This window comes from Halomonas sp. SL1, assembly GCF_003030865.2.
In the GTDB taxonomy this organism is placed as follows: Bacteria; Pseudomonadota; Gammaproteobacteria; order Pseudomonadales; family Halomonadaceae; genus Halomonas; species Halomonas halophila.
In genome coordinates, this window is record NZ_PYUQ02000039.1 from 396 (window position 1) to 759 (window position 364).

Here is a 364-nt window from a genome sequence, read left to right on the forward strand (position 1 = left end):
ATCGACGTGGCGCGCGCCCTCGCCCGCCTGACCGGCCCCGAGGCGCCGGCCCGGCGGCTGTTCGAGCTCGGCGGTGGCGACGTGCTGCGCTATCGGGAGATCGTCGAGCTGGTGATGGCCCGACTCGGCCGTGAACGTCCGCTGGTGCCGGTGCCCTTCTGGCTGTGGCGGGCCCTGGCCGGCGGGCTCTCGCGGCTGCCGAGCCCGCCGCTGACCCGCGATCAGATCATCCTCATGCAGCGCGACAACGTGGTCGCCGACGGTGTCGGCACCTTCGACGACCTGGGACTCCGGCCGCGCTCGCTACGCGAGGGCCTGCCGGACAGCCTGGCGTCGCCTGCCCGCTGAGCCCCGCTCGACGAGC

At 74.7% G+C, this 364-nt stretch carries 1 pseudogene; it reads left to right on the forward strand.

Going from position 1 to position 364, the window contains the following annotated elements:
* A pseudogene (locus tag C9J49_RS16875) lies at positions 1 to 348 on the forward strand (complex I NDUFA9 subunit family protein); the annotation flags it as partial.
* Between the last annotated feature and the right edge of the window lie 16 nt (positions 349 to 364).